The organism is Pantoea sp. AG1095, assembly GCF_003208415.1.
Classification (GTDB): domain Bacteria; phylum Pseudomonadota; class Gammaproteobacteria; order Enterobacterales; family Enterobacteriaceae; genus Pantoea; species Pantoea leporis.
Window position 1 is genome coordinate 45,705 of record NZ_QKMJ01000012.1, and the last position, 22,959, is coordinate 68,663.

At 56.9% G+C, this 22,959-nt stretch carries 22 protein-coding genes; 14 read left to right on the forward strand and 8 right to left on the reverse strand.

The window, feature by feature from the left end; all coding sequences use genetic code 11:
• The first annotated feature begins 43 nt into the window (after positions 1-43).
• The 9 genes from livH (at position 44) to ugpQ (ending at position 8,924) form a co-directional block, all read left to right on the forward strand.
• The gene (livH, locus tag DEU53_RS19765; protein WP_101763097.1) at positions 44-970 is read left to right on the forward strand and encodes a high-affinity branched-chain amino acid ABC transporter permease LivH; all 927 of its coding nucleotides are present in this window, start codon (positions 44-46) and stop codon (positions 968-970) included.
• Complete coding sequence (locus tag DEU53_RS19770; protein WP_110868130.1) at positions 967-2,238, forward strand: high-affinity branched-chain amino acid ABC transporter permease LivM; 1,272 nt, start codon at positions 967-969, stop codon at positions 2,236-2,238. The genes livH and DEU53_RS19770 overlap by 4 nt, the downstream gene beginning before the upstream one ends.
• Positions 2,235-3,002 (forward strand): high-affinity branched-chain amino acid ABC transporter ATP-binding protein LivG, encoded by a 768-nt coding sequence (gene livG, locus DEU53_RS19775; RefSeq protein WP_110868131.1) that lies wholly within the window; start codon positions 2,235-2,237, stop codon positions 3,000-3,002. Before DEU53_RS19770 ends, livG begins: the two co-directional genes overlap by 4 nt.
• A 1-nt stretch (position 3,003) precedes the next feature.
• A complete protein-coding gene (gene livF / locus DEU53_RS19780) occupies positions 3,004-3,717 on the forward strand; it encodes a high-affinity branched-chain amino acid ABC transporter ATP-binding protein LivF (protein WP_110868132.1) in 714 nt (237 codons plus the stop codon).
• Positions 3,718-4,000: 283 nt separating this feature from the next.
• Positions 4,001-5,317, forward strand: a complete 1,317-nt coding sequence (gene ugpB / locus DEU53_RS19785) for a sn-glycerol-3-phosphate ABC transporter substrate-binding protein UgpB (protein WP_110868133.1) — start codon at positions 4,001-4,003, stop codon at positions 5,315-5,317.
• Positions 5,318-5,380: 63 nt separating this feature from the next.
• Positions 5,381-6,268, forward strand: a complete 888-nt coding sequence (gene ugpA / locus DEU53_RS19790; protein WP_101763092.1) for a sn-glycerol-3-phosphate ABC transporter permease UgpA — start codon at positions 5,381-5,383, stop codon at positions 6,266-6,268.
• Positions 6,265-7,110: a sn-glycerol-3-phosphate ABC transporter permease UgpE gene (gene ugpE / locus DEU53_RS19795; RefSeq protein WP_101763091.1), complete on the forward strand. Its 846-nt coding sequence runs from the start codon at positions 6,265-6,267 to the stop codon at positions 7,108-7,110. The genes ugpA and ugpE overlap by 4 nt, the downstream gene beginning before the upstream one ends.
• Positions 7,111-8,184, forward strand: coding sequence for a sn-glycerol-3-phosphate import ATP-binding protein UgpC (locus tag DEU53_RS19800; RefSeq protein WP_110868134.1), 1,074 nt, complete (start codon positions 7,111-7,113; stop codon positions 8,182-8,184).
• The gene (gene ugpQ / locus DEU53_RS19805; RefSeq protein WP_110868135.1) at positions 8,181-8,924 is read left to right on the forward strand and encodes a glycerophosphodiester phosphodiesterase; all 744 of its coding nucleotides are present in this window, start codon (positions 8,181-8,183) and stop codon (positions 8,922-8,924) included. The genes DEU53_RS19800 and ugpQ overlap by 4 nt, the downstream gene beginning before the upstream one ends.
• Here ugpQ and DEU53_RS19810 read toward each other — a convergent pair.
• Complete coding sequence (locus DEU53_RS19810; RefSeq protein WP_101763088.1) at positions 8,921-9,199, reverse strand: DUF2756 domain-containing protein; 279 nt, start codon at positions 9,197-9,199, stop codon at positions 8,921-8,923. The two genes, ugpQ and DEU53_RS19810, sit on opposite strands and share 4 nt — an antisense overlap.
• 329 nt (positions 9,200-9,528) lie before the next feature.
• Between DEU53_RS19810 and ggt the strand changes: the two genes are divergently transcribed.
• The gene (gene ggt / locus DEU53_RS19820; protein WP_110868136.1) at positions 9,529-11,280 is read left to right on the forward strand and encodes a gamma-glutamyltransferase; all 1,752 of its coding nucleotides are present in this window, start codon (positions 9,529-9,531) and stop codon (positions 11,278-11,280) included.
• A gap of 68 nt (positions 11,281-11,348) precedes the next feature.
• On the opposite strand, the gene DEU53_RS19825 is transcribed toward ggt, so the two are convergent.
• Both DEU53_RS19825 and DEU53_RS19830 read right to left on the reverse strand, forming a co-directional pair.
• Entirely contained in the window at positions 11,349-11,840 is a 492-nt protein-coding gene (locus tag DEU53_RS19825; protein ID WP_101763085.1) for a GNAT family N-acetyltransferase, read from the reverse strand.
• A gap of 229 nt (positions 11,841-12,069) precedes the next feature.
• Positions 12,070-13,641 (reverse strand): AbgT family transporter, encoded by a 1,572-nt coding sequence (locus DEU53_RS19830; RefSeq protein WP_110868137.1) that lies wholly within the window; start codon positions 13,639-13,641, stop codon positions 12,070-12,072.
• A 217-nt stretch (positions 13,642-13,858) separates the two neighbouring features.
• Here DEU53_RS19830 and DEU53_RS19835 point away from each other — a divergent pair, with 217 nt between their 5' ends.
• From DEU53_RS19835 to gntU, 4 genes are all read left to right on the forward strand, one after another.
• Positions 13,859-14,554 (forward strand): pirin family protein, encoded by a 696-nt coding sequence (locus DEU53_RS19835; protein ID WP_110868138.1) that lies wholly within the window; start codon positions 13,859-13,861, stop codon positions 14,552-14,554.
• Positions 14,555-14,692: 138 nt separating this feature from the next.
• On the forward strand, positions 14,693-15,688 hold the full coding sequence (gene gntR / locus DEU53_RS19840; RefSeq protein ID WP_101763082.1) for a gluconate operon transcriptional repressor GntR: 996 nt from the start codon (positions 14,693-14,695) through the stop codon (positions 15,686-15,688).
• Between the two features lie 142 nt (positions 15,689-15,830).
• The gene (gntK, locus tag DEU53_RS19845; RefSeq protein WP_036621490.1) at positions 15,831-16,367 is read left to right on the forward strand and encodes a gluconokinase; all 537 of its coding nucleotides are present in this window, start codon (positions 15,831-15,833) and stop codon (positions 16,365-16,367) included.
• A gap of 2 nt (positions 16,368-16,369) precedes the next feature.
• On the forward strand, positions 16,370-17,710 hold the full coding sequence (gene gntU, locus DEU53_RS19850) for a gluconate transporter (RefSeq protein WP_110868139.1): 1,341 nt from the start codon (positions 16,370-16,372) through the stop codon (positions 17,708-17,710).
• A 62-nt stretch (positions 17,711-17,772) separates the two neighbouring features.
• Here the strand turns inward: gntU and DEU53_RS19855 are convergent, their stop codons facing one another.
• From DEU53_RS19855 to DEU53_RS19875, 5 genes are all read right to left on the reverse strand, one after another.
• Complete coding sequence (locus DEU53_RS19855) at positions 17,773-19,398, reverse strand: Na/Pi cotransporter family protein (RefSeq protein ID WP_110868140.1); 1,626 nt, start codon at positions 19,396-19,398, stop codon at positions 17,773-17,775.
• A gap of 108 nt (positions 19,399-19,506) precedes the next feature.
• Positions 19,507-20,499: an ABC transporter ATP-binding protein gene (locus DEU53_RS19860; RefSeq protein ID WP_110868141.1), complete on the reverse strand. Its 993-nt coding sequence runs from the start codon at positions 20,497-20,499 to the stop codon at positions 19,507-19,509.
• Positions 20,500-20,501: 2 nt separating this feature from the next.
• Positions 20,502-21,287, reverse strand: coding sequence for an ABC transporter permease (locus tag DEU53_RS19865; protein WP_101763078.1), 786 nt, complete (start codon positions 21,285-21,287; stop codon positions 20,502-20,504).
• Positions 21,288-21,297: 10 nt separating this feature from the next.
• Complete coding sequence (locus DEU53_RS19870; RefSeq protein ID WP_110868142.1) at positions 21,298-22,143, reverse strand: ABC transporter permease subunit; 846 nt, start codon at positions 22,141-22,143, stop codon at positions 21,298-21,300.
• A complete protein-coding gene (locus DEU53_RS19875; RefSeq protein WP_110868143.1) occupies positions 22,143-22,952 on the reverse strand; it encodes an alkaline phosphatase family protein in 810 nt (269 codons plus the stop codon). The genes DEU53_RS19870 and DEU53_RS19875 overlap by 1 nt, the downstream gene beginning before the upstream one ends.
• Between the last annotated feature and the right edge of the window lie 7 nt (positions 22,953-22,959).

Here is a 22,959-nt window from a genome sequence, read left to right on the forward strand (position 1 = left end):
ACGCGGGAGAGGGAATTATTTAGCTCCAGAGCAGGTCCTCACTATGTCCGAGCAGTTTCTCTATTTTATTCAGCAGATGTTCAACGGGGTGACCCTCGGGAGCACCTACGCGCTGATCGCCATCGGTTACACCATGGTTTACGGTATTATCGGCATGATCAACTTCGCCCACGGCGAGGTGTATATGATCGGTAGCTATGTCTCCTTTATCGTGATTGCCGCCCTGATGATGATGGGCATCGATACCTCGTGGCTGATGATCGCCGCCGGTTTCGTGATGGCGGTGATCATCTCCAGCGCCTATGGCTGGAGCATCGAGCGCGTGGCGTACCGGCCGGTACGATCGTCCAAGCGCCTGATCGCACTGATCTCCGCCATCGGGATGTCGATCTTCCTGCAAAACTACGTCAGCCTGACGCAAGGCTCGCGCGATCTTGCGCTGCCAAGCCTGATCACCGGCCAGTGGACGCTGGGCGAAAGCAACGGCTTTGCGGCCACGCTCTCCACCATGCAACTGGTGATTTGGGTGGTGACCTTCCTGTCGATGCTGGCGCTGACGCTGTTTATCCGTTATTCGCGCATGGGCCGCGCCTGCCGCGCCTGTGCAGAAGACCTCAAAATGGCCAGCCTGCTGGGTATCAACACCGATCGCGTTATCTCTCTCACCTTTATCATTGGTGCCGCGATGGCGGCGGTAGCGGGCGTATTACTCGGTCAATTCTATGGCTCCATTAACCCGTTCATCGGCTTTATGGCCGGGATGAAAGCCTTCACCGCCGCAGTATTGGGCGGTATCGGCAGTATTCCGGGCGCGATGATTGGCGGCCTGGTGCTGGGTATCGCAGAAGCGCTTACCTCGGCGTATCTGTCGACCGAATATAAAGATGTGGTCTCCTTCGCGCTGCTGATTGTGGTGCTGCTGGTAATGCCAACCGGGATTCTTGGCCGTCCGGAGGTGGAGAAAGTATGAAACGCCTCGGTTTGGTCAACGCCGTGATCTCCACGGTGATGTTGCTGATTCTCGCTACTTTCTTTATGGGCGTGCGCCTCGATCTGGACGGCACCAAACTGGTTGTCGCCAATGCAGGCGCGGTGCGCTGGAACTGGATCTTCATGGGTTGTGCGGTGGTGTTTGTCTTCCAGCTGCTGCGTCCGCTGGTGCAGGGCAAATTCAAACGCAGCGGCAAAGGTTTTGTCCTGCCGGGTTTTGATGGATCAACGCCAAAGCAGAAGCTGTTGATGGCGCTGGTGATTGCCGCCGCCGTTATCTGGCCGTTTCTGGTCTCGCGCGGCAGCGTCGATATCGCCACGCTGACGCTGATCTACGTAATGCTCGGGCTCGGATTGAACGTGGTGGTGGGTTTGTCTGGTTTGCTGGTGCTGGGCTACGGCGGTTTCTACGCCATCGGCGCTTACACCTTCGCGTTGCTTAATCACTATTACGGTTTTGGTTTCTGGGAAAGTCTGCCGCTGGCCGGTTTAGTCGCCGGTGCGTTTGGCCTGATGCTCGGCTTTCCGGTGCTGCGCCTGCGCGGTGACTATCTGGCGATCGTCACGCTCGGCTTCGGTGAAATCGTGCGTATTCTGCTGCTGAATAATACCGCGATCACCGGCGGCCCGAACGGCATCGCGCAGATTCCCAAGCCAAGTCTGTTTGGTCTGGAGTTTGGCCGCCGCGTCAGTGAAGGCGGCTGGAGCACTTTCCATGATTTCTTTGGCCTGAAATACGATCCCAGCGACCGCGTGATTTTCCTCTATCTGGTGGCGCTGCTGCTGGTGGTGCTGACGCTGTTTGTGATCAACCGTTTGCTGCGTATGCCGCTGGGCCGCGCGTGGGAAGCGTTGCGTGAAGATGAGATCGCCTGCCGTTCGCTCGGCCTGAGCCCAACGCGCATCAAGCTGACTGCTTTCACCATCAGCGCCGTGTTCGCCGGCTTCGCGGGGACGCTGTTCGCTGCACGTCAGGGCTTCGTCAGCCCGGAATCCTTCACCTTCGTCGAATCGGCCTTTGTGCTGGCGATTGTGGTGTTGGGCGGCATGGGTTCGCAGCTGGCAGTGATCCTTGCAGCGATTCTGCTGGTGGTATCACGCGAGCTGATGCGTGATTTGAACGAGTACAGCATGCTGGTGCTCGGCGGTTTGATGGTGCTGATGATGATATGGCGTCCGCAAGGTCTGCTGCCGATGAAGCGTCCGCATCTGAAGATGAAAAGCAGTAAACAAGGAGAGCAGGCATGAGTCAGCCTTTATTAGCCGTTGAAGGCCTGATGATGCGCTTCGGCGGCCTGTTAGCCGTCAACAACGTGGCGCTTGAGCTGCATCCACAGGAAATTGTTTCGCTGATTGGTCCGAACGGTGCCGGTAAAACCACGGTGTTCAACTGCCTGACCGGTTTCTACAAACCGACCGGCGGTACCATCAAACTGCGCGATCAGCAGCTGCAAGGTTTGCCGGGCCAGAAGATTGCGCGTATGGGCATTGTGCGTACCTTCCAGCATGTGCGTCTGTTCCGTGAAATGACGGTGATTGAGAACCTGCTGGTGGCACAGCATCAGCACCTGAAAAGCGGCGTGTTCTCCGGCTTGTTCAAAACCCCGGCTTTCCGTCGCGGTGAGAGCGAAGCGCTGGATCGCGCGGCAACCTGGCTTGAACGCATCGGTTTGCTGGATCTGGCTAACCGTCAGGCGGGTAACCTTGCTTATGGTCAGCAGCGTCGTCTGGAGATTGCGCGCTGCATGGTGACGCGTCCGGAAATCCTGATGCTGGATGAACCGGCGGCGGGTCTTAACCCGCGAGAAACGCACGAACTCGATGAGCTGATCGCCGAACTGCGCGGTGAGCACAAGGTTTCCGTGCTGCTGATTGAACACGATATGAAGCTGGTGATGGGCATTTCTGACCGCATTTACGTGGTGAATCAGGGAACGCCGCTGGCTAACGGCACGCCGGAACAGGTGCGTAACAATCCGGATGTGATCCGTGCTTATTTAGGTGAGGCGTAACATGGCAAACCCGATTTTAACTTTGCAGAATGTCAACGCCCATTACGGTCCGATTCAGGCGCTGCACAACATTAATCTGCACATCAATCAGGGTGAAATCGTCACGCTGATCGGTGCCAACGGCGCGGGTAAAACCACGCTGCTCGGCACCTTGTGTGGCGAACCACGCGCCACCAGCGGCACCATCACCTTTGATGGTAAAACGATCACCGACTGGCAAACCGCGAAAATCATGCGTGAAGCGATTGCCATCGTGCCGGAAGGCCGTCGGGTGTTTTCGCGCATGACGGTGGAAGAGAACCTGGCGATGGGCGGTTTTTTCGCCACGCGTCAGCAGTATCTGGAGCGTATCGAACGCGTTTATCAGCTGTTTTCACGGCTGGCAGAACGTAAAGCACAGCGCGCGGGCACCATGTCCGGCGGTGAGCAGCAGATGCTGGCGATTGGTCGTGCGTTGATGAGCCAGCCGCGTTTGCTGCTGCTGGATGAGCCGTCGCTGGGTTTGGCGCCGATTATCATTCAGCAGATCTTCGACACCATTGAGCAGCTGCGTAAAGAGGGCATGACCATATTCCTCGTCGAGCAGAACGCCAACCAGGCGCTCAAGCTGGCGGATCGGGGTTATGTGCTCGAAAACGGTCATGTAGTGCTGGAGGATAGCGGCGAAGCGCTGCTGTCCAACGAAGCAGTGCGGAGTGCGTATTTAGGCGCGTAAGTTGGTGCTCGCTGTCCCCCATCCCGGCCTTCCCCCCGCAAGCGGGGGAAGGAGACGCTGCCACATGCCACTCCCAACTCACATATAGCAGCATCTTCCTCCCCCATTAATGGGGGAGGACCGAGGAGGGGGACAGCCAGCACGTACCAGCCAGCACTCCTAACCCACCTGTCACATCCCCGTCATAAACCTGTTATTAATCCGTCATTTCCCCGTGTCATGTTACGTCGCGAACTAAAAAATGCGCGTATTCGCGCGTACTTAACAGCACAGGAAAAACCTTATGTCCGCTTTTACGCTTCGTCCCCGCCTGATGAGTGCCGTGCTCGGTCTGGCGCTCAGCGGTAATGCGCTGGCTGCAACTGAGATCCCTTTCTGGCACTCAATGGAAGGCGAGTTAGGCAAAGAAGTTGATTCTCTGGCACAACGTTTTAACCAGGCTCATCCCGATTACAAAATCGTTCCGACATACAAAGGCAACTACGAGCAGAGCTTAGCAGCGGGTATCGCGGCGGTGCGCGCCGGTAAAGCGCCTGCGCTGCTGCAGGTGTATGAAGTCGGTACGGCGACCATGATGGCATCAAAAGCCATCGTGCCTGTCAACCAGGTGTTTAAAGACGCCGGCGTGCAAATGGATCCCAGGCAGTTCGTGCCAGCCGTTGCCGGTTACTACAGCGACAGCAAAGGCCAGCTGATCTCGCAGCCGTTCAACAGCTCCACGCCGGTACTGTATTACAACAAAGATGCGTTCAAAAAAGCCGGTCTGAACCCGGATCAGCCACCAAAAACCTGGCAGGAGCTGGCGAAAGACGCCGAAGCGCTGCGTAAAGCGGGCCTGACCTGCGGTTACGCCAGCGGCTGGCAGGGCTGGATTCAGATTGAAAACTTCAGCGCCTGGCACGCGTTGCCGGTCGCCACCAAAAATAACGGCTTTGACGGTACCGATGCTGTACTTGAATTCAACAAGCCGGTGCAGGTGCGCCACATCGAAATGCTGGAAGCGATGAACAAGAAGGGGGATTTCACCTATTTCGGTCGCAAAGATGAATCCACCGCCAAGTTCTACAACGGCGATTGCGGCATCACCACCGCGTCGTCCGGTTCGCTGGCCGACATCAAACACTACGCCAAATTTAACTTCGGCGTTGGCATGATGCCGTACGATGAAACTGTTCCAAATGCACCGCAAAACGCCATCATTGGCGGCGCGAGCCTGTGGGTGATGAAAGGCAAAGATGCCAACACCTACAAAGGCGCGGCGGAGTTCATGAAGTTCCTCGCACAGCCGGAAATCGCTGCCGAATGGCATCAGAAAACCGGTTACCTGCCTATCACCACCGCCGCATACGAACTGACTAAGCAACAGGGCTTCTATGACAAGAACCCTGGCGCAGACATCGCTACGCGTCAGATGCTGAACAAAGATCCGCTGCCGTTCACCAAAGGCATGCGTCTGGGCAACATGCCACAGATTCGTACTGTCGTGGATGAAGAGCTGGAAGGCGTGTGGACCGGCAAACAGGCACCGCAAGCTGCGCTGGATAACGCTGTGAAGCGCGGTAACGAACTGCTGCGCCGTTTTGAGCAGCAAGTGAAGTAACGCTGTTATCTCGGGGCCGACGCCAGGTGTTCGCCCCGATTTTTCTCCTGGATTGAGCCTGCTATGTCCTCATCGCGCCCGGTATTTCGCTCCCGTTTTCTGCCCTATTTGCTGCTGCTGCCGCAACTGGTGATCACGGCCATCTTCTTTCTGTGGCCAGCCGGTGAAGCCTTGTGGTATTCACTGCAAAGCATTGATCCTTTTGGCATCTCCAGCACCTTCGTCGGAATGGCGAACTTTAAACGCCTGTTCAGCGACGAGTACTATCTGGCGTCCTTTTGGACCACCATTGAATTCAGTGCGCTGGTCACGATTTGCGGTATGACCTTTTCCCTGCTGCTGGCGGCGCTGGTGGATTACGTGATTCGCCTGCGCAAGCTTTACCAAACCTTGCTGCTGCTGCCGTACGCGGTGGCGCCGGTAGTAGCGGCGGTGCTGTGGATGTTCCTGTTTAATCCGGGCCTCGGTTTGTTCAGCCATCTGCTGAACCAAATGGGCTACAACTGGAACTACGCGCAAAACAGCGGTCAGGCGATGTTCCTGATTGTGCTGGCGTCGATCTGGCAGCAAATGAGCTACAACTTCCTGTTTTTCTTCGCCGCGCTGCAGTCGATTCCCAAATCGCTGGTGGAAGCGGCGGCGATCGATGGCGCCGGTCCGGTGCGTCGCTTCTTCAATTTATCCCTGCCGCTGATTACGCCGGTGAGCTTTTTCCTGCTGGTGGTCAATCTGGTGTATGCCTTCTTCGATACCTTCCCGGTGATCGATGCCGCCACCGGCGGCGGTCCGGTGCAGGCCACCACTACGCTGATCTACAAAATCTATCGCGAAGGCTTCACCGGGCTGGATCTCTCATCCTCCGCCGCGCAATCGGTGGTGTTGATGCTGTTGGTGATTGGCCTGACTATCCTGCAATTCCGCTTTGTCGAGCGTAAGGTGCAATACCAATGATTGAGAATCGACGCGGGCTGGACATCTTTAGCCACACCTTGCTGGTGCTGGGCGTGCTGACCATTCTGTTCCCGCTCTATATCGCTTTTGTCGCGGCGACGCTGGATAACGAGGCGGTGTATCAGGTGCCGATGACGCTGCTGCCGGGCACGCATTTGTGGGAGAACATCGCGCGGATCTGGACGCATGGCGTGAATGGCAACGGCCCGGCATTTGGCATGATGATGCTCAACAGCCTGCTGATGGCGCTCGGCATCACCATTGGCAAAATCAGCGTCTCGATGCTCTCCGCCTTCGCGCTGGTGTGGTTCCGCTTCCCGCTGCGTTCGCTGTTTTTCTGGCTGATTTTCATCACCCTGATGCTGCCGGTGGAAGTGCGTATTTTTCCGACGGTGGAAGTGATTTCGACGCTGAATATGCTCGACAGCTACAGCGGCTTAACGCTGCCGCTGATGGCATCGGCGACGGCCACTTTCCTGTTCCGTCAGTTCTTTATGTCACTGCCGGACGAGCTGATTGAGGCGGCGCGTATCGACGGTGCCAGCCCGATGCGCTTCTTCTGGGACATTGTGTTACCGCTGTCCAAAACCAATCTCGCCGCGCTCTTCGTGATCACCTTTATCTACGGCTGGAACCAATATCTGTGGCCGCTGCTGATCATCAACGATGCCAGCCTCAGCACCGCCGTCGCCGGAGTGAAAAGCATGATCAACAGCAGCGGCGGGCCGACGCAGTGGAATGAAGTGATGGCGGCAATGTTATTAACCCTGATTCCACCGGTGGTGGTGGTACTCGTGATGCAACGTGCGTTTGTGCGTGGCCTGGTAGAGAGTGATAAATAAATGGCAGGCGTAACCCTTCAGACCGTTACCAAATCGTACGACGGAAAAAATCAGATCATTCAGCCCCTGAATATCACCATTAACGATGGCGAATTTATGGTGATGGTCGGCCCTTCCGGCTGCGGTAAATCGACGCTGCTGCGCATGGTGGCGGGCCTTGAGCGCGTATCGTCGGGCGACATCTACATCGACGACAAACGCGTCACCCACATGGAGCCGAAAGATCGCGGCATCGCCATGGTGTTCCAGAACTACGCGCTCTATCCGCACATGACGGTGGGCGAAAACATGGCGTATGGCCTGAAAATTCGCGGCATGGGCAAAGTGCAGATTGATCAGCGCGTGATGGAAGCCGCGCGCAGCCTCGAGCTGGATCATCTGCTGCATCGCCGCCCGCGTGAGCTGTCGGGCGGACAGCGTCAGCGCGTGGCGATGGGGCGCGCTATCGTGCGTGAACCGGCGGTTTTCCTGTTTGATGAGCCGCTGTCGAATCTGGATGCGCGCCTGCGCGTGCAGATGCGTCTTGAGCTGCAACAGCTGCATCGCCGCCTGAAAACCACCAGCATCTACGTGACGCACGACCAGGTAGAAGCGATGACGCTGGCGCAACGCGTGATGGTCATGAACAAAGGCGTGGTGGAGCAGGTGGGCACGCCGGTGGAAGTCTACGAGCGTCCGGCCAGCCAGTTTGTTGCCTCGTTTATCGGCGCGCCCGCCATGAATTTGCTGCCAGGGCAAATCAGCAGCGGCGGCACGCATTTCACGCTGGATGCGCTTAACAGCTTGCTGCTGGGCGAGAGCAGAGCCAAATGGGCCAATCGCCCGCTGACGCTCGGCATTCGTCCCGAACACATTAAACTCAGCAGCCGCGATGCGGGCGGCATTCCGCTGGTGGTAGAAACGCTGGAGATGCTCGGCGCGGACAATCTGGCGCACGGCCGCATCGGTAACGCACGCATGGTGGTCCGTTTGCCACACAGCGAGCGCCCGCTGGCGGGCAGCACCTTGTGGCTGCATCTGCCGTCAGATGCGTTACACTTCTTCGATTCAACCTATGGAAAGCGTCTGGAATGAGTCAACACAACTGGCCTTATCCGCACATTGTCGCGCATCGCGGCGGCGGCAAACTGGCCCCGGAAAATACCCTCGCGGCGATTGATGTCGGCGCGCAGCACGGTCACACCATGATCGAGTTTGATGCCAAGCTGTCGCAAGATAAGCAAATTTTCCTGCTGCACGACGATACGCTGGATCGCACCAGCAACGGTTGGGGCGTGGCGGGCGCGCTGTCGTGGCATAAGCTGTCACAGCTGGATGCCGGCGGCTGGTTTAGCCGCGATTACGAAGGCGAACCGCTGGCGCTGCTGAGCGAAGTGGCCGAGCGTTGTCGCCAGCATCAGATGATGGCGAACATCGAGATCAAACCCACCACCGGGCAGGAGGTGGAAACTGGCCGCAATGTGGCGCTGGCCGCACGCGAACTGTGGCAAGGACAAACCGCACCGCTGCTCTCCTCCTTCTCTTACGCAGCGCTGGAGGCGGCGATGGAGGCAGCACCTGAACTGCCGCGCGGGTTGCTGCTGGATGAGTGGCACGACGATTGGCAGGCGCTGACCGCGCGTCTGGATTGCGTGTCGATCCATCTCAACCACAAATTACTCGACGCCAAACGCACCGCGCAGCTGAAAGCGGCCGGTCTGCATATTCTGGTGTATACCGTGAATCAGCCCGCGCGGGCGCGCGAGCTGTTGAGTTGGGGCGTCGATGCTATCTGCACCGACCGCATCGATATTATCGGTCCCGACTTCCGCTAGTTCTGCTGCTGTTTCTGGCCCGGCTGCGACTGAATCACCCGCTGCTGGGCGCTATCCCGCTGTTCCTGCACCTTGCGCTGGACATCCTGACTTTGCTGCTGCTGATTCTGCTGCAACCTGAGCTTCTGCTGTTGCTGCTGATTCTGCATCTGCGACTGCATCCGCTGCTGGCTCGGGTTGAAGCCGGGTTTGTTCGGGTCGTTGGTGCTGTTCAACGTATTTGCCATGCTGCTTAACGGCAGCAATGCTGCGATCACAATTAGCCATTTGTTCATGGTCTTCCTCCATTCATGCAGCCTGCTGTGTGCTGATGCTGCCAAAGTGGCAACACGCGCTGCAGCCATAAGTTTATGCGATATCACAAACCTATGATCCAGGAGTGCGCCGAATTTAGCTTACTGCTACGCTTTTTACCGTGTTTGCAAACACTTGCATCAATAAATAACAAATGGATACCCAAAATAATTCAAGGCGCAGGAAGGCGGCAAACGAGAGAGTCCCGATGAGCTTACACAAGTAAGTGATTCGGGTGAACGAGAGCAGCCAACGCATCTGCACCTTGAAGTATGAAGGGTATAAATAACTTTAAAAGGGTGGTGGCAGGATGAGGATACAGGGCAACGTGCGTCAGTTCGGCTGGGCATTATTGATGAGTTTTACCGTGGTGCAGGGCGCACACGCTGCGCCCGCCAACGCGCCGCCGGTTTCGTATGGCGTTGATAGTGATACCTTTCACCCGGTAAAAGCCAAACATGGCATGGTGGCATCGGTGGATGCGATGGCGACAGAAGTCGGCGTCGATATTCTTAAGCAGGGCGGTAACGCGGTGGATGCGGCCGTTGCGGTGGGTTTCGCGCTGGCGGTGACGCATCCGCAGGCCGGTAACCTCGGCGGCGGGGGCTTTATGCTGCTACGTACCGCATCGGGCCGCACCACCGCCATCGACTTCCGAGAAATGGCACCGGCGCGCGCGTCACGCGATATGTTCCTTGATAAGCAGGGCAACGCTGATAGTAAGTTGTCACTCACTTCTCATTTAGCCTCGGGCACGCCGGGCACCGTGGCCGGTTTTGCGCTGGCGGCGCAGAAATACGGCACCTTGCCGCTGAGCACATTACTGGCGCCTGCTATCAAACTGGCGCGTGACGGTATCGTAGTGAACGATGCGCTGGCCGACGATCTCGCCACCTACGGCAAAGAGACGCTGATCAACCACGACAACAGCCGCGCGATTTTCTACAAAGCCGACGGTAAGCCGTATCAGAAGGGCGAACGTCTGGTGCAGAAAAACCTCGCGCGTAGCCTGCAGCTGATCGCCCAGCAAGGGCCGGATGCGTTCTATAAAGGCAAAATCGCCGATGAAATTGCCGGTGAAATGGCGCAGCACGGCGGCCTGATCGGCAAGCAGGATCTGGCGGCCTATCGCGCGGTGGAACGTAAACCGGTGAGCGGCACCTATCGCGGCTATGAAGTGTTCTCCATGCCGCCGCCATCGTCCGGCGGGATTCACATCGTGCAGATCCTCAATATCCTGGAAAACTTCGACCTGGCAAAATTCGGCTTTGGTAGCGCGGATGCGATGCAGGTGATGGCGGAAGCGGAAAAATACGCTTACGCCGACCGTTCCGAATACCTTGGCGATCCTGATTTCGTCAAAGTGCCGCAGCAGGCGCTGACCAGCAAAGCCTACGCCAAAACCCTGGCGCAGCAGATTGACGTCAATAAAGCGCGTCCATCCAGCGAGATCAAGCCGGGCAAACTGGCGCCGTATGAAAGCAATCAAACCACGCACTTCTCGGTGGTGGATAAAGATGGCAACGCGGTCGCGGTGACTTACACGCTGAATACTTACTTCGGCAGCGGCATTGTCGCCGGACAAAGCGGCATCTTGATGAACAATGAAATGGATGATTTCTCGGCCAAACCGGGTACGCCAAACGTCTACGGCTTAGTCGGCGGCGAGGCGAACGCGGTGCAACCGGCTAAACGTCCGCTGTCATCAATGTCGCCTACTATTGTGGCAAAAGACGGTAAAACCTGGCTGGTTACCGGTAGCCCAGGCGGCAGCCGTATTATCACCACCGTGCTGCAAATGGTGGTGAACAGCATCGATTTCGGCATGAACGTAGCGGAAGCGACCAACGCACCGCGCTTCCATCATCAATGGTTGCCCGATCAGCTGCGCGTGGAAAAAGGCTTCAGCCCGGATACGTTGCGCCTGCTGGAAGCCAAAGGCCAGCATGTGAAAGTGATGCCCGCGATGGGCAGCACGCAGAGCATTATGATTGGGCCGGACGGCACGCGTTATGGCGCATCGGATCCGCGTTCAGTGGATGATTTAAGCGCAGGTTATTGATCGCTAATGCGCAATAAATTGCGCCGCTACGGTATGTGCACGCATTTGTAGCGGCGCGATTTAACAGGTTATTTCAAGCGCGCCATATAGTGCGTATCCACCATTTCGCCGTCGCGCATGGCGTGGCGACGTGCGGTGCCTTCGATCTCAAAGCCAAACTGCCGATACAGGCCAAGCGCTTTATGATTATCGGCGAACACCGTCAGCTCAATGCGCGTCACCTGCAGCCAGTTGTCGCACAAATCAATCATCGCTGACATCAGCGCTTTACCGACGCCGCGCCGATGAAAAGCAGAATCGACGCCCATGCCAAATGTCGCGGTATGGCGACGGCGCGCCACCGACAGCACTTCCACCGTGAGTTGCCCGGCAATCTGATCGTCAATGCACGCCACTAGCATATGCACACCCGGACGCAGATTACTGAGGCGGTCCTGCCACAGCGTCGGCGATTGATACGGCAGATGCAGCGTGTTGGCTTGCGGTTCAGGCTGACTGTACATGCGCGTTAAAGCAGCGGCATCTTCGGGAATAGCATGACGAACAACGATCTGACTCATGAGCGACTCCTTGTGCAAAATGGATAAAATCCCCTTTAACATCAAGGAATTCTCGCTCTTCGTCAATGCAAAATAATTCGCAAAAGGGCTTTACAGACGCGAATGATAATGATTATTATTGCCATGCGAGCTCGGAAACGTCTCCTGACAACCGGGTAAGCACGACATTGCTCACATTGCTTCCAGGTATTATTTAGCCAGCTCGGGTGCTGGCTTTTTTTTTTTGCCTTTACAGCGTGTACCAGGTTGCCGCACCGGGCCCGACCGGCAGATTGAAGACAAACACCCACAGCACAAACAGCAGCGTCCAGCCAATCATAAACACCACCGAATACGGCAACATCATCGCCACCAGCGTACCGATGCCCATGTCGCGTCGATAACGCGCCGCCACCGCCATAATCAGGCCAAAGTAACTCATCATGGGTGTAATCACGTTGGTCACCGAATCGCCGATGCGATATGCCGCCTGAATCACTTCGGGCGCAAAGCCGACCAGCATCAGCATCGGGACAAAAATCGGTGCGGTCACCGCCCATTGCGCCGAGGCGGAGCCAATCATCAGGTTGATAAAGCCGCAGATCATGATGAAGCAGACAAATAGCAGCGGCGCGCCCATATCGATTGATGCCAGCAGATTAGCGCCTTTCACTGCCACCACGGTGCCGAAATTGCTCCAGTTAAAAAACGCCACGAACTGCGCAGCAAAGAACACCAGCACGATATACATGCCCATGCTGCTCATACTGGCGGACATGGCGTTAATGACGTCGCGATCGTTGCGCATATTGCCGATCAGGCGGCCATATACCATGCCGGGAATAGCGAAGAAGACAAAGATAAACACCACGATGCCCTTCAGGAACGGTGAACCCGCCAGCGTGCCGGTTTTCGGGTTGAGTAACACGCCGTAGCCCGGAATCACGGTCAGGATCAGCAGCAGCGTAACGCCAAGAACCGCCCAGCCCGCGCCTTTCAACGCCCGACGTTCTTGCGTCGTCAGCGCGCCCATATCGCCTCGCACCGCATCACCTTCGCTGTCGTGATATTTGCCCAGTTTAGGTTCGACGATGCTGTTGGTGATCCAGGTGCCAAGAATGGCAATCACGAAGGTACTGACAAACATAAAGTACCAGTTCACTTCCGGGCCAACATGGTAGTCAGGATCGATAATCTGCGCGGCGCTTTGGGTAATGCCCGAGAGCAGCGGATCGATGGTGCCAAGCAGTAAGTTGGCGCTGTAGCCGCCAGAAACCCCGGCAAACGCCGCGGCCAGGCCCGCCAGGGGATGACGGCCCAATGAGTGGAAAATCATCGCGGCCAGCGGAATCAGCACCACATAGCCCAGCTCAGAAGCGGTGTTGGAGATAATGCCAGCGAAGACGATGGTGAAGGTGATGAGCTTTTGCGGTGCGTTAAACACCAGCGCGCGCATCGCCGCCGAGAGCAGCCCTGAATGTTCGGCAATCCCCACACCGAGCAGCGCAACCAACACGGTGCCGAGCGGCGCAAAGCCGGTAAAGTTGGTGACCAGATGGCTGACGATGCGTTGCAAACCTTCGGCACTCATCAGGCTAACCACGTGAATCACACCGTCTGGTGCGCGTCCTGCCGCGCCAACTGGGCGGGGATCGATCACGTTGACGCCAAACGCTGCGGCAATGGCAGACGCAACAATGATAAACAGTGAAAACAGGGCAAATAAAGTAATCGGATGCGGTAATAAATTACCCAGCCATTCAACGGTATTCAAAAAGCGCTCAATCGGGCGCTTAGCGGGTGGAGTGATGTGTTCTGACATAATTTTTCCTTGTTATTCCTGCTTGCAGGGTCCGTGATGCTCATTGTTATGTAGTGGGTTATCTACAAGACCAATCTCGTTCGCACTTCCTCATCAGTAAAACCTGGGTCGTTTTTTCGTTTTCATTCACTTTTTTTGAACAGAGGGATGAAGTTTTTCAGCTATCAATCAATCCTTCGCAGTACCAAACTGTAAAAAACATTGAGGAGAATTGAACATGATTTATGTACGTAAAGCTGAAGAACGCGGTCACGCTAATCACGGTTGGCTGGATAGCTGGCACACCTTTTCTTTCGCCGATTATCACGATGCCAACTTTATGGGCTTCTCGGCACTGCGCGTGATTAACGAAGATGTTATCGATGGTGGTCAGGGCTTCGGCACCCATCCGCATAAAGACATGGAAATCCTGACCTATGTGCTGTCTGGCACCGTTGAACATCAAGACAGCATGGGCAATAAAGAGCAGATTCCGAGCGGTGAGTTCCAAATCATGAGCGCCGGTACCGGCGTGCGACATTCGGAGTACAACGCCAGCGCCACCGATCCGCTGCACCTGTATCAGATCTGGATCATTCCAGAGCGCAAAGGCATTGAGCCGCGTTACGCGCAGCGCCGTTTCGATGATGTTAAAGGCCGCCAGTTTGTGCTGACGCCGGATGAACGTGACGGATCGCTCAAGGTGTTTCAGGACATGACGTTGTCGCGCTGGGTCTTTGCTGAGGGCGAAAGCGATGAAGTGACAGTTGAAGCCGGTCGTCGCGTGTGGATTCAGGTGGTGAAAGGGCTGGTGAGCGTGAATGGCGAACAGGTTGGCAGCAGCGATGCGCTGGCGATTTGGGATGAAAGCGCGCTGAGCATCAAAGCTGACAGCGATGCAGAGATTCTGCTGTTTGATTTGCCACCGGTTTAAAGGTCGCGCAATGAATGGCGCCGCTGCAATATCTGCACGTATTTGTAGCGGCGCGATTGATCGCGCAGGTTTTCCTCAAAAGCAGTGCATGACAAAAAAATGATAAACTCGTCGTATCTCTGATTTCAGGCGCATACGATGAAGAAGAAAAGACCGGTATTACAGGACGTTGCCGATCGCGTCGGCATCACAAAAATGACCGTCAGCCGCTACCTGCGCAATCCCGATCAGGTCTCTGCGGCGCTGCGCGACAAAATCGCCGTGGCGCTGGACGAACTCGGTTACATCCCCAATCGCGCCCCCGATATGCTCTCCAACGCCACCAGCCGCGCTATCGGCGTGCTGCTGCCTTCCTTAACCAACCAGGTTTTCGCCGACGTATTGCGCGGCATTGAGGCCGTCACCGACGAAGCGGGTTACCAAACGCTGGTGGCGCATTTTGGCTACAACGCGCAGAAAGAGGAGTTACAGCTGCGATCGCTGCTCGGCTGGAACATCGACGGCGTGATCCTCACCGAGCGTACCCATACACCGGGCACGCTGCGCATGCTGGAAGTCGCGGGCATTCCAGTGATTGAAATGATGGATTCGGTCACGCCGTGCCTCGATATGGCGGTGGGCTTTGATAACGTCGAAGCCGCGCGGCAGATGACGCATGCTATTCTGAAAAAAGGCCATCGGCATACGGTTTACCTCGGCGCGCGCCTTGATGAACGTACCTTGCAGAAGCAGCAGGGCTACGAAAAAGCGATGCGCGAAGCGGGGCTCACGCCACACAGCGTGATGATGGAAGATGCCTCCTCTTTCAGCGCCGGCGCGCAACTACTGTGCGAGGCGCAAAAGCGTTATCCGGAAACTGACAGCCTGTTTTGTACCAACGATGACCTCGCAGTAGGCGCGATGTTTGAGTGCCAGCGTCAGGGATTACGCGTGCCGCAGCAGATGGCGATTGCCGGTTTCCACGGCCACGACATTACGCAAGTGGTGAATCCGCGCCTCGCCACGGTGTTAACGCCGCGCGAGCGTATGGGACGGGAATCGGCAGCGATGCTGCTGGCGCGAATTGGCGGCGATCGCACGCTAACGCAACCGCTGGATGTTGGCTTTGAAATCTCCGAAGGTGACAGCATCTGATTTTGGCGATTATTTGAGTCAGTTCACACTTTCGTGCTTTTCCACCTGAGAAGGGTTGCCAGCCTTTCAGTGGGCTCTGACAATGGCAGCTCGATTTGTTATCGGTAACATTGGGCAGAATTCACTGCCGGAGCGCAAAACAATGACAACGCCATCTCCATCGCACCACGTCTTTATCCTGATGGGCGTTTCCGGCAGCGGAAAATCTGCCGTCGCCAATCAGGTCTCTCATCAGTTAAACACTGCGTTCCTCGATGGGGATTTCCTCCATCCGCGCAGCAACATCATGAAAATGGCGGATGGCCATCCGCTGGACGACAACGATCGCCAGCCGTGGCTGCAGGCGCTGAATGATGCGGCATTTGCCATGCAGCGCACGCAGGAGATCTCCATCATCGTCTGTTCGGCGCTGAAAAAGTCCTATCGCGATATCCTGCGTCAGGGCAACGAGAACCTGAAATTCATCTATCTGCAGGGCGACTTCGAAACCATTGAATCCCGCTTGAAAGCGCGTAAAGGTCACTTCTTCAAACCGCAGATGCTGGTGACGCAGTTCGCCACGCTGCAGGAACCCGGCGCGGATGAGCCCGATGTACTGGTGGTTGATATCAATCATTCACTGGATGAGGTAGTTGCGGCCACGGTTGCGACCATTGAGGGTGCAATCAACAAGGGTTAGTCATGAGTACCGCAACGCTAGTGTTAACCGCAGCAGGCTCTGTCCTGCTGCTGCTGTTTTTGGTGATGAAAGCGCGTATGCACGCCTTTGTTGCCCTGATGTTAGTCTCCATTGGTGCCGGTCTGTTCTCCGGCATGCCGCTCGATAAAATCGCACAAACCATGGAAAAAGGCATGGGCGGAACGCTCGGCTTTCTCGCCATTGTGGTGGCGTTAGGCGCGATGTTCGGCAAGATCCTGCATGAAACCGGCGCCGTCGATCAGATCGCCATTCGCATGTTGAAAACCTTTGGGGAAAGCCGCGCGCACTATGCGATGGGCGTCGCTGGCTTGATCTGTGCGTTGCCGCTGTTCTTTGAAGTGGCGGTGGTGTTGCTGATCAGCATTGCGTTCGCCGTGGCGCGTCGCACCCAAGGCAATTTAGTTAAGCTGGTGATCCCGCTGTTTGCCGGTGTTGCGGCGTCCGCCGCGTTTCTGCTGCCGGGACCCGCGCCGATGCTGCTGGCCGCGCAGATGCACGCTGATTTTGGCTGGATGATTCTGCTGGGCCTGTGCGCCGCGATTCCGGGCATGCTGATTGCGGGCCCGCTGTTTGGCAGCGTTATTGCGCAGCACGTCAGCTTTAGTGCACCGCCGGAAGATCATCAGCCGGAAGTGGAAGAGGGCAAACTGCCGTCGTTTGGCTTTAGTCTGGCGCTGATTCTGTTCCCGCTGCTGCTGGTGGGCCTGAAAACCATCGGCGCACGCTTCACAACGCCGGGTTCCCATCTGTATGAGTGGCTGGAGTTTATCGGCCATCCGTTCACCGCGATTCTGCTGGCCTGTCTGGTGGCGATTTATGGCCTGGCTTATCGTCAGGGCATGGATAAAGAGAAGGTGATGCAGGTGTGCGGCAGCGCGCTGCAACCGGCGGGCATTATTCTGCTGGTGATTGGTGCGGGCGGCGTGTTTAAGCAGGTACTGGTGGATTCGGGCGTTGGCCCGGTTTTAGGGCATGCGTTGACCGGCGCAGGTATGCCGATTGCGCTGGCGTGCTTCATCCTTTCTGGCGCGATTCGCGTGATTCAGGGTTCGGCCACCGTGGCGTGTTTAACCACCGTCGGTTTAGTGATGCCGGTGATAGAACCGCTGCACTACAGCGGCGCGCAGCTGGCCGCGCTGTCGATCTGTATCGGCGGTGGCTCGATAATTATCAGTCACGTGAATGATGCGGGTTTCTGGCTGTTTGGCCGCTTTACCGGCGCCACCGAAGCCGAAACGCTGAAGACATGGACGCTGATGGAAACCATTTTGGGCACCACCGGCGCGATTGTTGGCATGATTGCGTTCAGTTTGCTGTCGTGATGTAAAACCAGCGCAATACATTGCGCCGCTACGCGATTTGTAGCGGCGCGATTCTGACCTTATTAACCCTCTTCCCGCTCATCGTCCGGCTGATCCAAAACCGTGTACGCCACGGCGCAGAACAGCGAATTCAAACGCTTCATATCGCCCAGCAAGCCAAGGTGCAACGAGCTTGTCTCAATGCTTTGCACATTCTGCAGATGCAAGCGCTCGACGTGCGCGTGGGAGAAACGGCGAATCAGGATGCGGAAGCGGTGCTTGGATCGGCGCAGGCGTTTGGCGCTGGTGACATCGTGCGACAAAAACACCGACAAACTCAGACGCAGGTTATACAGCACCTGTTCCTGCAAGGTTTGCAGCTCCTCCAGCCCTTCGGCAGAGAAGGCGCGGCGCGCGGTCAGTGACTTATCCGCTACGTCGGCGCACATGCGTTCGATAATGTCGCCCGCCTGCTCCAGGTTGAGCGCCATCTCGATGATCTCCGCCCAGCGGCGCGAATCATCCTCCGGCAAATCCTCTTTCGGCATACGCGCCAGATAGAGTTTGATCGCGGTGTAAAGCACATCAACATCATCATCCAGCCGCCGCACCGCGCGCTCTTCGCGCAGGTCGCCATGCACCACCTTATTGAATGACTCAATCATCTGCTCGACCACATCACCGATGCGCAGTGTTTCGCGTGAGGCGTTAGCCAGCGCTAACGCCGGCGTATCCAGCGCGCTGCTGTCGAGGTGTTTGGGTTTGAGATGGGCTTCGTTTTCGGGATCATCGGCAATCATACGGCGGCACAGGCGCGCCATTGGATCGGCAAACGGCACCATGACTAAACAGCGAATCAGGTTGTAGAAGACGTGGAAGAAGATCACCAGCTCTTCGTCATTGACCGGCAGCTTATCCAGCACATCGGCGACAACATTGACGAACGGCAAAATGGCGATGCTGCCAATCAACTTAAACAGCAGGCTGCCGAGCGCGACGCGTTTGCCCGCTGCATTGGAGCCGCTGGCGTTGATCATCGCCAGCAGGCCGCTGCCGAGGTTGGCACCAATCACCAGACAGAGTGCGACCTTGAAGGAGATGACACCGGTAGCGGTCAGCGTGGCGGTAATCAGGACCGCCGCGAGGCTGGAGTAACTGATGATGGCGAACACCGCGCCAATCAGTGCATCAAGCATCACATCGCCGGTCAGTGTTGAGAACAGTACCTGAACGCCCGCCGCCTGGGTGATCGGTTTGGCGGCTGCGACAATCAGCTGCAGCGCCAGCAGAATCAGGCCAAGCCCAATACTGGCGCGGCCTAACTGCCCAATGCGCGTTTGCTTGCGGCTGAGAAAGAACACCACGCCAAAGAAGATAAACAGCGGCGACAGCCACGACAAATCAAAAGTCAGGATGCGCGCCATGATCGCGGTCCCGACATCCGCGCCCAGCACCACCACCAGCGCAGGCGTCAGGCTGACCAGATTCTGTGCAACAAAGGAGGTAACCAGCAGCGTGGTGGCGTTACTGCTCTGCACCAGCGCCGTGACGCCAATACCGGCAAGAAACGCCATCGGTTTTTTTTCGACGCTGCGGCTGAGTACGCGACGCAGATCGGCACCGTAAACGCGCATGATGCCGGTGCGCACAATGTGTGTGCCCCACACCAGCAGCGCAACGGCAGAAAGTAAATTAAGCAGAGTTAACACGTATAGAGGCTCCTCATCCGTCAGGCTCAAACCACACCGATTGCCAGCCTGACGGTGAGCACAACCGGTAAAACCTTCGCCGCGTTGTGTCGCCTTTTTTCGTTTAAATTAAGCAACCTGGCGCAACGTCGACATCTCTAACTGTAGCCCAATCTGCATACCAGCGGGATGCAAATCTGCCACGCTGCGGTTGAGTACATCAATCGAAAGCTCCACGTTTTGCGCGCGCACCCGATAGCGAATCACGTTGCCAAGCAAGCTGTGGCTGAGGATGGTGGCGGGAATGCCCGCCTGCGGCGCGCACAGCTGGATCGATTCCGGGCGAATCGCTACCTGACCGCTAAACGCCTGTCCGGTCAGCTGCGTTGCCTGTTCGGCGCTCAGCAGGTTGTAGTTGCCGATAAAGCCGGCGGCAAACAGATCGGCCGGTTGGGTATAGAGCATTTCCGCGTTGCCGTTCTGCACGATCTTGCCCCGGTTCATCAACACGATGCGATCGGACATGGTCAGCGCCTCTTCCTGATCGTGGGTGACAAACAAGGTAGTGAGTTTCAGCTCGCGCTGAATATTGCGGATCTGTTCACGCAGATGGCGACGAATGCGCGCATCCAGCGCCGACAGCGGTTCATCCAGCAACAGCAACCGTGGACGCGTCACCAGCGAACGCGCCAGCGCCACGCGCTGACACTGTCCGCCAGAGAGCTGATGCGGATAACGCCGCGCGAAGTCGGTGAGTTCCACCAGCGCCAGCACTTCCATCACGCGTTTCTGAATCTCGCTGCTCGCCAGTTTCTGCATCTTCAGGCCAAACGCCACGTTCTTCTCAACCGTCATGTTGGGGAACAGCGCGTAGCTCTGGAACACCATGCCGATGGTGCGCTTCTGCGGCGGCAGCGGCACGATATCCTGACCTTGCAGCAATACTTTGCCGCTATCCACTTCGGTCAATCCGGCGATGCAGCGCAGCAGCGTCGATTTGCCGCAGCCGCTGGGACCGAGCAGCGTAACAAACTCGCCTTCTTCGGCACTGAAATCGATGTTTTCAAAAATGGCGGTCGGGCCGTAGCTTTTATTCAGCTGGGTGACGCTCAAATAACTCATGGTCAGCCTCGTTCAGGATTGAGGGCATTCGCCAGCCAGGTAACCAGCAGGACGACGGCAAAATAGGAGATCACCAGCGCGCTGGTGAAGTGGCCGCTGCCGTTGCGCATGTTAAACAGATAAACCTGCAAGGTTTCATAGCGGGTGCCGACCAGCATATTGGCGAAGACAAACTCACCAATCAGGAAGGAGAAGGAGAGCAGCACCGCGATAAATACCCCTTTGCGCAGGTTCGGCAACACCACAAACAGCGCCGCCTGCCAGGTGCTGGCACCGAGCAGTTGCGCGGCATCAATCAGCTCTTTCAGGTTGATGGCCTGCATATTGTTGGAGATAGCGCGATAGATAAACGGCAAGGCGATGGTGAAGTAGCAGCCGATCAAAATCCACGGCGTGCCGGTCAGCATCAGCGGCGACGACGAATAGAGTTGCAGCAGCCCGACCGACGACACCACCGGCGGTACGGCGAAGGGCATCAGGATCAGCACGTTCATAACCGCATCCAGTTTCGGATAGTAGTAAGCGATCACAAACATGGCAGGCAGTACCAGCACCAGCGAGAACAGCAGCGCACCGCAGCAAACCAGTAGCGAATGACCTAGCGCGGTCAGGAAACGCGCATCGCTCCACAGCGCGCTGAGCCACTTCAGCGTAAAGCCCTGCGGCAGGATGGTGTCGCTCCAGCTGGTGGAAATGCCATACAGCAACGTCGCCAGTAGCGGCGCGGCTAAAATGGCCAGCAGCAGCCAGACAATCAGGCGATGATAAAATTTTTCCGCGCGCGACACGTGTAGCTCCTCAGGAAGGTTTGGCGTTGAGATAGCTGCGGCGCACCAGATACTGCTGCACCACGGTAATCAGCGCCATAATCAGCACCAGCAACATCGCCAGCGCGCCGCCGGTGTTGGGATCAAGCGAGATGTCGCCAGAGACCAGCGCGGCAATGCGTACCGGCACCACGTTAAAGTTGCCGGTAGTGAGCGCGTAAATGGTGGCGTAAGCGCCGAGCGCGTTCGCCAGCAAAATCACGAAAGTACCGAGCAGCGCCGGGAACAGAATCGGCAAACCGATGTGCCGCCAATAGCGCCAGCGGCCTGCACCCAGCAGCGCGGCGGACTCTTGCCAATCCTGTCGCAAGCCATCAAACGCGGGATAGAGCAGCAAAATGCCGAGCGGGATTTGGAACCAGGTGTACACCAGCACCATGCCGTCACGCGAGAACAGCTTGAAGCCTTCCAGCACGCCGTAATGGCGCAGCAGCAGCGTCAGACAACCGTTCAGGCCGAGCAGAATGACGAAGGCAAACGCCAGCGGTACGCCGGCGAAGTTGCTGGTCATGTTGGTAAATGACATCAAAAAACGCTGAAAGCGGCCGCTGCCGAGCTGATGCAGCGAATATCCGGCAACCAGCGAAATCAGCAGGCCGTAAATGCTCGACCAGATGGAGATGTCGAGCGACAGGCGAAACGCCTGCAAATAGAACGGCGAGGTGAGGATATCGCTGTAGTTGTCGAAGCCCCAACGCTCATTGATGTCGCTCCAGAAGCTGTTGATGGCAATCCACAGCAGCGGCGCGAGCTGGAATGCCACCCAGAACAGCGCAAACGGCAGCAGCAATAGCGCGGCGAGCGTTTTGCCTTTCATTACTGCGGCTCCGCCAGTAACGCGCGACATAGCGGTTTGTCATGTTCGACGCCGAGCAAGGTGCACACGATGCCACACATTTCGGTCTGCTGCGGCTGAAGATCCGGCTGCAGCGAGAAACCTTTACCAAACACGAACAGCGGCACCTGCGTCTCTTCCGGCAAAATGCCGCCGTGCGAGCGGTCATCGTTCATGCCGTGATCGGCGGTGACAATCACCTGATAACCGGCCGCCAGCCAGTCCGGCATCCACTGCGACAGATAACCATCGGCCATGCGCGCGCGGTTGCGATACTGCGGCGATGACAGGCCGTGCTTGTGTCCGGCATCGTCAATGTTCATCGGGTGGATCAGCAGGAAGTCGGGATCGTGCCGCAAACGCAGGCTTTCTGCATCTTCAAACAGGTGGGAATCCGGATAACCGTCGTCCCAGTAAAAGTGGCCATACTGAATCGGCAGATCGGGCGCGACCGTGTGGCGGTCGCGCGCCGCGTTGAACGGGGATTGATTGTAGAGCTCACTCACCCAGTGGTAGGCGGCTGCCGCGGTGGTGAGACCGGCGGCACGTGCGTAATGGAAGATGCTGCGCTGATTACTCATGCGACTGACGCCGTTGTGAATAATACCGCTGCGCACCGGTGGAATGCCGGTGAGAATGCATTCGTACAGCGGGCGCGACAGCGAAGGCAGTTCGCAAGTCAGCGTATAATATTGGCCGTTGCCCTGCGCGCATTCAGCAAACAGATAGCCCATTGCGTGCTGCGCTACCTGATTACTCAGCCCATCCAACACCACCAGGATAGTTTTCATCCCTCGC